The sequence below is a fragment of the Microbulbifer okhotskensis genome, from assembly GCF_023895975.1.
Lineage (GTDB): Bacteria > Pseudomonadota > Gammaproteobacteria > Pseudomonadales > Cellvibrionaceae > Microbulbifer > Microbulbifer okhotskensis.
The window spans coordinates 1-8,956 of record NZ_JALBWM010000138.1 but is presented as its reverse complement, the minus strand read 5'-3'; the positions used below and the strand labels follow the sequence as shown (position 1 = coordinate 8,956).

At 51.6% G+C, this 8,956-nt stretch carries 8 protein-coding genes; 3 read left to right on the top strand and 5 right to left on the bottom strand.

Features of this window, described 5'->3' with window-relative positions; all coding sequences use genetic code 11:
- Positions 1-219: 219 nt before the first annotated feature.
- The 3 genes from MO867_RS19215 to MO867_RS19205 all read right to left on the bottom strand — a co-directional run bounded on the left by MO867_RS19215 (position 220) and on the right by MO867_RS19205 (position 2,933).
- Positions 220-1,323 carry a phosphoribosylaminoimidazolesuccinocarboxamide synthase gene (locus MO867_RS19215; protein ID WP_252472136.1) on the bottom strand — a complete coding sequence of 368 codons (1,104 nt, stop codon included), beginning with the start codon at positions 1,321-1,323 and terminating at the stop codon, positions 220-222.
- A gap of 108 nt (positions 1,324-1,431) precedes the next feature.
- Positions 1,432-2,517, bottom strand: coding sequence for an AI-2E family transporter (locus MO867_RS19210; protein WP_252472138.1), 1,086 nt, complete (start codon positions 2,515-2,517; stop codon positions 1,432-1,434).
- A 23-nt stretch (positions 2,518-2,540) separates the two neighbouring features.
- Positions 2,541-2,933: a sulfurtransferase TusA family protein gene (locus tag MO867_RS19205; protein WP_252472134.1), complete on the bottom strand. Its 393-nt coding sequence runs from the start codon at positions 2,931-2,933 to the stop codon at positions 2,541-2,543.
- Between the two features lie 84 nt (positions 2,934-3,017).
- Here MO867_RS19205 and MO867_RS19200 point away from each other — a divergent pair, with 84 nt between their 5' ends.
- Positions 3,018-4,532 (top strand): M48 family metalloprotease, encoded by a 1,515-nt coding sequence (locus MO867_RS19200; protein ID WP_252472132.1) that lies wholly within the window; start codon positions 3,018-3,020, stop codon positions 4,530-4,532.
- A 71-nt stretch (positions 4,533-4,603) separates the two neighbouring features.
- Here MO867_RS19200 and nadA read toward each other — a convergent pair whose 3' ends face one another.
- On the bottom strand, positions 4,604-5,656 hold the full coding sequence (gene nadA / locus MO867_RS19195) for a quinolinate synthase NadA (RefSeq protein ID WP_252472130.1): 1,053 nt from the start codon (positions 5,654-5,656) through the stop codon (positions 4,604-4,606).
- Positions 5,657-5,818: 162 nt separating this feature from the next.
- Here nadA and MO867_RS19190 point away from each other — a divergent pair, with 162 nt between their 5' ends.
- The gene (locus MO867_RS19190; protein ID WP_252472129.1) at positions 5,819-6,403 is read left to right on the top strand and encodes an NAD(P)/FAD-dependent oxidoreductase; all 585 of its coding nucleotides are present in this window, start codon (positions 5,819-5,821) and stop codon (positions 6,401-6,403) included.
- 46 nt (positions 6,404-6,449) lie between these two features.
- Positions 6,450-6,923, top strand: a complete 474-nt coding sequence (locus tag MO867_RS19185) for an FAD-dependent oxidoreductase (RefSeq protein WP_252472127.1) — start codon at positions 6,450-6,452, stop codon at positions 6,921-6,923.
- Between the two features lie 190 nt (positions 6,924-7,113).
- Here the strand turns inward: MO867_RS19185 and MO867_RS19180 are convergent, their stop codons facing one another.
- A complete protein-coding gene (locus tag MO867_RS19180; protein ID WP_252472125.1) occupies positions 7,114-8,745 on the bottom strand; it encodes a hypothetical protein in 1,632 nt (543 codons plus the stop codon).
- Positions 8,746-8,956 lie beyond the last annotated feature (211 nt).

Below are 8,956 nucleotides of genomic sequence, written 5' to 3'. Positions count from 1 at the left end.
ATCTGGCCGTGGTTCCTACCTATTTCGCCCCCTAAAACTGTCCGAAGTATTGAGACGTACACCAAATAAAAAATCTCCCTTTATCCCAACCTCTACTCCGGCAGTTTCACGCCGAATACACCCGCTATACTTTTACTGCAAGGTACTGAACCTCAGTGACATTATTTTCAGACATAAAAAAACCGGCACAAGCGCCGGTTTTTTTCGATCAGGCCCAGATCAGTCAACCAGGCCGTAATCCTTACGCAGTACTTCAAGTAACTCTGCTTTAGGGTTGTCAGACATCTCCAGTTTCTTGCCAGTAATCTTCTCAGCAATACCCACGTAAGTAGAGGAGAGATCCATCAGCAAGGATTCTGGCAACTCGTTGTCACGGGCCAGGGCTAGGCGCTCATCCATGCGACCTTTATTCAGCAGGATATCGGCGTCCGGAAAGTGGCTAAGCAGGGCCTGGCGAAAACCCTCTTTGGAGTTTTCCACAACCTTGCCAGCGCGATACTGCTCACCGTCCCAGATACGGGAGGAGTCCGGGGTACCCACTTCATCCATATAAATCAGCTTCTCTTCTCCATTGGCAGCGGTGACGTAACCGAACTCGAACTTGGTATCGACAAAGATCTGATCGAGCTTCTCCAGCTCAGCTGAGATGAGATCGAAGCCTTCTTTTAGCAGCTTCTCATACAGGTCGATATCACCTTCGCTACGGAAGCTGAAAGCATCGACGTTGTCTTCAATATTCTTGCGGGTGATGTTCACATCGTCCGCTTCCGGTACCCCAGGAATATCTTTGAGAATGCCTTTGGTGGAGGGGGTGATCAGCAGCTCAGGCAGCTTCTGGTCTTTTTGCAGACCGTCGGCAATCTCAATACCACAAAATTCGCGCTCGCCCTTCTGATAGGAGCGCCACATGGAACCGGTGATGTACTGGCGGGCGATCGCCTCGATCATAACCGGGCGCGCCTTCTGTACGATCCACACCAGCGGGTGTGGGATATCCAGGATATGGCTGTCGGCCAGGCCCTGCTCTTTGAACAGCTTAAACCAATGATTGGAAATGGCGTTCAGTGCCGCACCCTTACCGGGAACACCGCGCATGCCGCCTTTACCGGTCCAGATGCAGTCGAAAGCGGAGATACGGTCGGAAATTACCATCACTGCGAGGGGCGCGTCCGGGGCGACCGGATAACCTTTTTCCTCGATCAGCCGACGACTGTCAGCCTCGGTCAGCCAGTAAACGGAGCGGACTTTGCCGCTGTGGATGGGCTTGTCAGTGCGGATCGGCAGGTCATTATTGACCGCTAGGACTTTGTCAGCCAGGCTCATGGGCTCTCACCTATTTGAAGGGACCAAATAAAAGAAAGCGCGGAATTCTAGCAAATGCCGCGGCCCACAGACAGTGAAAAGATATCGGCTAAAGCCCGATGACGTCAATTACTCCGATATTCGCCGGGCTTCCCATTCCGCCTGATGCTCGTGGGTGGGCCAGGCACTCATTATAGCTTTGAGCAACGTCGCCAGCGGAATGGCAAAAAAGACTCCCCAGAACCCCCAGATACCACCGAAGAATAACACCGCCAGAATAATCGCGACCGGGTGCAGGTTCACTGCCTCGGAAAACAGCAGTGGCACCAGAACATTGCCGTCGAGCAACTGGATAACCCCGTAGGTCATCATCAGATAAAAAAACTCATTGCTCCACCCCCACTGAAACAGGCCGATTGCGGCGACAGGGATAGTGACAGCGGCAGCACCGATATAGGGAATCAATACGCTGAGGCCCACGGCCACAGCGAGCAAAAGGGCGTAATTCACCCCGAGCAACAGGAAAGCGGCGTAGCTCACCGCGGCCACTATACCGATCTCTATCACCTTACCGCGCACATAGTTGGCCACTTGGTCGTTCATCTCGTGCCAGATCTGATGGAGCATGGGACGCTCTTTAGGCAGGAAGGACGTGCACCAACGGATCAGCTGCTCCGAGTCTTTCAGAAAGAAAAACACCAAGATCGGCACCACCACCACATAGATCATCAGCCCAGCAAAAATAGGCAGGTTGGTGAGGGAAAAGGCCAGCAAAGTCTGCCCGAGGCCACCCAACTCACTACCCAAGGTGTTGAAAATTTCATCGATCTGGCCGGCAGAAATCAGTCGCGGGTAGCGCTCCGGCAACAATAAAAGAAGCTCCTGGCCTCGCTGCACCATGTTCGGCAATTCCGCCCCAAGCCGGACCAGCTGGCGCCAGATAATCGGCAGCACCACAAATAGCAATGCCACGATGGTGCCCACCAACACCAAGCAGGACAGGGTGACGGCCAACCAGTGAGGGACACGCCAGGACTTCAGCTTTTGCACCATTCCCTGCATCAGGAAGGCAATCACCAGCGAAGCAAAAACCGGGGCCAATACAGCACCCAGCGTCGCCAACACAACCAGTGCCAGGGTTAAAATCAAAACCAGAAGTACCACTTCTTCCTGACTGAAGTAGCGGTTCACCCAGCCTTTTACAATCGATAACATAGACTCTCGGGGTTTATCTTTATTCATGTGCCAGCGTACAGCCAATATTGAAAAGTATTATTACGCCGCTCGGCGCGAAGTAGAGCCCAACCACTTAAAGTGGCAAAACTGTGAAAGTCTCGCCAGGACCCTTCATCGGTGGCGAGTACGCAGAGTAGAGTCCCTTCCGGGTGCTCTCGCAATGCCCGGCGCATAGCCAGTAACGGTTGCGGGCAGGGCAGATTTCTTGCATCCACAACAGTGGCCGAGTCCCAATCTGGGGGGGGCTGATTAGCAGAAGAAGTTACTGACATTACCTTTTCAGTCACGGACTTGAGTGGCTGCGGATTATAGCGCGAACCAGGCGCCACCACCCGTACTGGCTTTACGCTTTTTAACGTCCAGCCTGGCGCATCGCCGAACCTTTTGTGCTCCACTGGGTCGAATCCTCGACAGTCCAACGGGGTAGCGTATAGAGTTGGACTATAGATCCTTCATGGACAGACCGAGCAGTAATCAAGATGACTGATTCCCTACACAACCTGCTTCACTGGGCACGCCCCTCAGCACTTCTCCGACGATTCCGCACAGGCCTGCGCACCCTGGGCTTTGGTGTACTACTCGGCGCAGCGCCTATCGTTGCCGTGGCAGACGCAGACGGCGATGAAATCCGCCTTCCCCTGCTTGGTGATAGCGCCAGCGGCATAGTATCCCGCGGCCAGGAAAAAGAACTCGGGCAAATGTGGCTGCGCATGTTCCGTAGCCAGGTGCGCACTTCCAACGATGCCCTGATCCAGCAATATGTAGAGAGAATGGTAAAGGGGCTGGCAGAGTACAGCCCGCTGGAAGATAAAGACATTGATGTTGTCGTAGTAAATAACAAAACCATGAACGCCTTTGCCGTGCCCGGTGGGGTGATGGGGGTTCACACCGGTCTGTTTCTATTTGCCGATGATGAGGACCAGTTTGCCTCAGTGGTTGCCCACGAGTTAGGCCACTTAAGCCAACGTCACTACGCTCGCTCTTTAGAAGCCCAGCGCAACAGCACCATCCCCACTCTCGCCGGTATGCTGGGCGCCCTGATCCTTGTCGCCACTGCCGGTGGCGATGCCGGTATCGCCGCTATGACCGCCACCCAAGCTGCCGCCCTCGATAACCAGTTACGCTTCAGCCGCAAGAATGAGCAGGAAGCGGACAGGGTAGGCATTGACACTATGGCCAAGTCCGGTCGCAACCCGGATGCCGCCGGAGAGATGTTCGAGCAAATGCTCAAGGCCACACGCTACTATCAGCGCCCACCGGAATTCCTCCTGACGCACCCCGTCACCGAAAAACGGATCGCCGATGCCAAGCTCCGCGCACAGCGTATGGATGCGGTGCTTCCCAGCGACAGCCGCGACTACCACCTGATGCGCGCCCGTGTCCGGCTCGCAATAGAAGCCACCCCGCAACAGGCCGTAAAGCGTTTTTACGCCGAGCTCAACGGCATTACTGACAACGAAGATGCCGCCCGCTACGGCTTGGCCCTGGCACAAGTTGCCGCAGGCAAGCCGGATACCGCCCTGGACACCTTGCAACCCCTGCTGGACAAAGAGCCCTCCAAAGCGGCCTTTGTCCTGGCACGGGCCGATATCGACCTAGTGCGAGATGATTACTCCAATGCAACCAAACGCCTGCAGCGCGCCCTCGACCGCAACCCCGGCGATCACGCCCTGATCATGGGCCTGGCCAATGCACACTTTAAAGCGGGCAACTACCTGGCCGCCGAGCGCCTGCTGTCAAAATATAGCCGCACCCGCAAGAAGGACCCCTCAGTCTGGTACCTCCTCGCCGAAACCCACGGCCTAGCTGGCGATATCGTCGGAGTACACGAGGCCCGGGCTGAGTACTACATCCTAAACGGTATATTCGACAAGGCACAGCAGCACCTACGCCACGGTATTCGCATGACCAAGGGCGACTACCAAACTCACGCTATCCTGGAACAGCGACTGAAAGATGTATTGAAAATGCAAGAAAGAGCCGAAGATCTATAGCCGCAAACGGCACGGTAAAAAAAGAGCGGCCACAGACCGCTCTTTTTGCTTTCACCCCAGAAATTTAGTGCTTAGGCTTTGCGGAAATCCAGCATTCGCTGCAGGGGAATCATCGCTTTGCGCCCCAGCTCGGGGTCCACAAAAATCTCGTTATCACCGCGCTCCAGTACACTGCAGAGATTTTCCAGAGAGTTCATCGCCATCCAGGGGCAATTGGCACAGCTGCGACAAGTTGCCCCTGCACCAGCAGTGGGTGCAACCATCAATTCCTTATCCGGGCACTCCTGCTGCATTTTGTAGAAAATGCCTTGATCGGTGGCCACGATAAAACGCTTCTCTGGACGGGTCTTGGCCGCGTTAATTATCTGCGAAGTAGAACCCACCATATCAGCCAGGGCCACTACTGGCGCCGGAGATTCCGGGTGCACTAGTACCACAGCATCCGGGTAAAGTGCTTTCAGATCCTCAACACCTTTCGCTTTAAATTCCTCGTGCACAATACAGGAACCGTCCCAGAGCAATACGTCTGCCCCGGTTTCCCGTTCAACATAACCGCCGAGATGTTTATCTGGAGCCCACAGTATCTTCTCCCCATTGGCATCCAAATGGTCCACCACATCCAAGGCAATACTGGAGGTTACCACCCAGTCAGCTCGAGCTTTGACCGCAGCAGAAGTGTTCGCATACACCACGACAGTGCGATCGGAATGCTGATCGCAAAACTCGGAGAATTCCTCCGGCGGGCAGCCCAGATCCAGCGAGCAGGTCGCCTCTAACGTGGGCATCAGTATGCGCTTATTGGGGGTAAGGATCTTGGCGGTTTCCCCCATAAACTTAACACCCGCAACCACCAGGGTAGCGGCAGAGTGCTCAGCGCCAAAACGAGCCATTTCTAATGAGTCAGAAACGCACCCCCCAGTCTCTTCAGCCAGGGCCTGGATCAAAGGGTCGGTATAGTAGTGTGCGACCAATACGGCATTCTGTTCTTTCAGCAAGCGCGCGATGCGCTCACGCCATGCTTGCAGCTCTTCTTCGCTATATTGTGACATTACCGGCTCTGCCAGGTGCGCATGCACCAAAGAGCGAGAATCTACATTGTCTGCGGCAATGGACTTGTGAGTCATGACTAACTTCCAGTCGCGGAAAAACGCGCATTATAGCGCAATGAAACGACACCACCACGCACCCTTTTGACAGTGGTTTTAATCTGACGTTACCGGCTAAATAAGCTTTGGGAATTGGATATCGCTACCCCTAAGGCTTCGTATTGGAGAAATAGGGCCTCTATGGACACAATGGATACTGTGGTGGTCGGCGCTGGTGTAATAGGGCTGGCCTGCGCCTATCAATTAAGTCAGGCCGGCCGCGAAGTTATGGTGCTGGAGCAACACAGTGCCATCGGGACAGAAACCAGTGCCCGCAGCAGCGAGGTTATCCACGCAGGGCTTTACTACCCAACCGGAAGCCTAAAAGCGCGCGCCTGTGTTGCCGGTAAATCCATGCTCTATCAATTTTGCCGGGAGCACGGGGTACCCCATAGGCAGGTCGGAAAGCTAATTGTCGCCAGTGATAAAACACAACTTGCACAACTACACGCTCTTAAGCGTCAGGGAGATAACAATAGCGCCGGGGATCTCCGCATATTAAGCGCCAGAGAGGCCCAACGCCTAGAACCGGAATTACGCTGTGCCGGCGCCATCTATTCACCGACAACCGGCATTATTGATAGCCACAGCCTCATGCTTGCCCTTGAAGCGGCTCTGGAGAACAACGGTGGTGAATTGGTACTCGCATCCAGGGTCAGCCGAGTTGAAGCTTCGACAAGCTACTGCCAGCTGGTGATGGCGGATGGCGGATGGCTACAGACTTAAAACCCGTAACCTGATCCTGGCTACAGGCCTTCATACCAGCTCGCTGATGGAGACCATTGATAACGAAGAGCTGCGGCGAGAAATCCCCACTACATATTTCGCCAAGGGTAGCTACTTCACACAATCAGGAAAAGTGCCCTTTTCACACTTGATCTACCCCCTACCGGAAACCGCAGGCCTGGGCATTCACCTCACTCTCGATATGGCCGGAGGGGCACGTTTCGGTCCGGATGTGGAATGGATCGATTCGATTAACTACAAGATGGATCCGGGCAAGCAAAATACATTTTGTAACAGTATCCGTCGCTACTGGCCTGGATTAGCAGACAATACGCTACAGCCTGGCTATGCCGGGATTCGCCCAAAAATTGTGTCTCAGGGCGCTCCTTCCGGAGATTTTAAGATTTATCATAAAATTCTGAATAATAAAGCACATCTGCTGGCTTTTTTTGGAATCGAATCTCCTGGACTGACTTCTTCTCTGTATCTGGGGAAAATAATTACACGTACTGTTTGCTGATCCAGCAATAGCTACAGAATACATTTCATTGAATACAAAGCCCCACAACCAGAAAAAAAGAATATACTTGAATGACGACAAAATAGGAATACCACCTTCTCACTCACTACCGATATCATATTTTGCCTGAATCAAAACGTATTCTTCCCCTCAGTTTATATTTTGACACCCTAACTTTTGCCAATAAAAATCACTGAATAATCATACCTATATTACCCGTACCCACCTGTGTTGCCACTGCTGTTTGAAAGTCATTTAGTTGGGTAGTGGTATGATCATTTAAAGTACCCGCTTGGCTTGTAGTGCTAGCGCTACCCAGAGTACCCACTTGAGTGACATCGGCTGTATTCATATCCCCATCTTGGCTAATAAAAATATTCGTCGATACGACATCCATTTGTAACACAGTCAGTAAGTTTTGCGTACCAATTTGCAAGGTATCCACATTACTGAGATCAACCAGGGTATCCTGCTCTACATCAGCTTCGTTACCCGTTCCTGACTGAGCTATATCAATCACACTGCTACTGATAAGTCCATCTTGTTCGGCACCCACAATATGGGTTGAACCATTTTGATCAACCGTTATCGCACTGAATGAAATCGGACCATCTATTTGCCTCAAGTCGGCAACATTACCGTCACCGGTTTGAGTCACTGTGGCGGTTGAGGAATCCACAAAATTACTTTGACTAATTTCTGCTTCATTCATGCTACCGTTTTGCACAATAGTAGCGATGGTTGAGGAAATTTCTCCCTCTTGCTCCACATCGACCTCATTCATATCGCCAGTTTGGATAACACTGATAAAACTCTGAGAAATTTGATCTTCCTGATCTACAAATATTTCATTGTCCGTACCATCCTGAATGACGAGGGTAGTACTCGCTGTAACCTCATTAGATTGATCTAAACTCGCATCATTACTTGTGCCAGATTGAACAATGCTGGCGGCACTGGAAAAAATACTTCCGGCCTGACCTATATCGGCATCATTTGAGGAACCCAACTGTACAATAGTCCCAGTAGATGCAGACACAGTGTTAAATTGGTCGACATCTAAATCATTGTCATCGCCCACCTGATTTACGGTAATAGTGCTAGCCGAAATCGCAGACGATTGCTGTGCATCCGCATCGTTCATATCTCCATTTTGGCTGCCGCTAATGGTACTGGTATCAACGATATCTTCCTGCTCTAGCTCGGTTGTGTTTGTAGAACCCACTTGGGTAGAGACTATTGTGCTAAAGCTAATCTGGTTATCCTGCCTGGACTCAAATCCATTATCCGCCCCCGACTGGATCGCGACGATAGAGCTACTCTCGATAGCACCCTCTTGTGAAACTTCTGCCTCATTCATTTCGCCTATCTGCGTGACCTGCGCATGACTGAGGCTCACCACCTCCTCCTGAATTAATTCAGCACTGTTAGACTCACCAATTTGACTGGTTGTCAAACTGGAAAACTCAACCGTTTCAACCTGATAAGATTCAGCTTCATTCATATCCCCCTGCTGGTTAATAGTTATAGTGCCGACATTAACATCCGTTTCTTGTACAGATTCCGCCTCATTATTGTCACCAACTTGTATATGTGTAATCCGGCTGTTAGTCGTATTGTTCACCTGCTCTGCTTCAGAAATATTCCCCGTACCCTCTTGAATAACCACTATCTGGTTTCCACTGGCTGTGATGTCCGCTTGATTAATTGATGCCGTATTAAGGGACCCTTGCTGGGAAACATCGCTGACATTATTGTCTGCGGCAACCCCACAGTGTATTACTGCTAAAATTGCTGCGGCTAAAGGTTTCATAAATTTCATGGTGAATTCCTTGTCAACACAAATTATCCCCCCCTAAGTTCCCCAACAGGGAGCTTCCAGGTAAATCAAAGAAGTCTGACCATTTAACTCAAAGCACGACAAACAAAGCAGAAGGAAAAAATATACTTTTATGGCGACATGATGTGAGTACCACTTAGAGGGTGTAAATAATTCTGTGTAACCGCTCTTGCTAGTGGATTATTGGTAGTCG

Excerpts from the sequence above, each read along its gene's own strand:
- MO867_RS19215 (WP_252472136.1), bottom strand. The coding sequence starts at position 1,323 with ATGAGCCTGGCTGACAAAGTCCTAGCGGTCAATAATGACCTGCCGATC.
- MO867_RS19210 (WP_252472138.1), bottom strand. The coding sequence starts at position 2,517 with ATGTTATCGATTGTAAAAGGCTGGGTGAACCGCTACTTCAGTCAGGAA.
- MO867_RS19200 (WP_252472132.1), top strand. The coding sequence starts at position 3,018 with ATGACTGATTCCCTACACAACCTGCTTCACTGGGCACGCCCCTCAGCA.
- nadA (WP_252472130.1), bottom strand. The coding sequence starts at position 5,656 with ATGACTCACAAGTCCATTGCCGCAGACAATGTAGATTCTCGCTCTTTG.
- MO867_RS19190 (WP_252472129.1), top strand. The coding sequence starts at position 5,819 with ATGGACACAATGGATACTGTGGTGGTCGGCGCTGGTGTAATAGGGCTG.
- MO867_RS19185 (WP_252472127.1), top strand. The coding sequence starts at position 6,450 with ATGGAGACCATTGATAACGAAGAGCTGCGGCGAGAAATCCCCACTACA.
- MO867_RS19180 (WP_252472125.1), bottom strand. The coding sequence starts at position 8,745 with ATGAAATTTATGAAACCTTTAGCCGCAGCAATTTTAGCAGTAATACAC.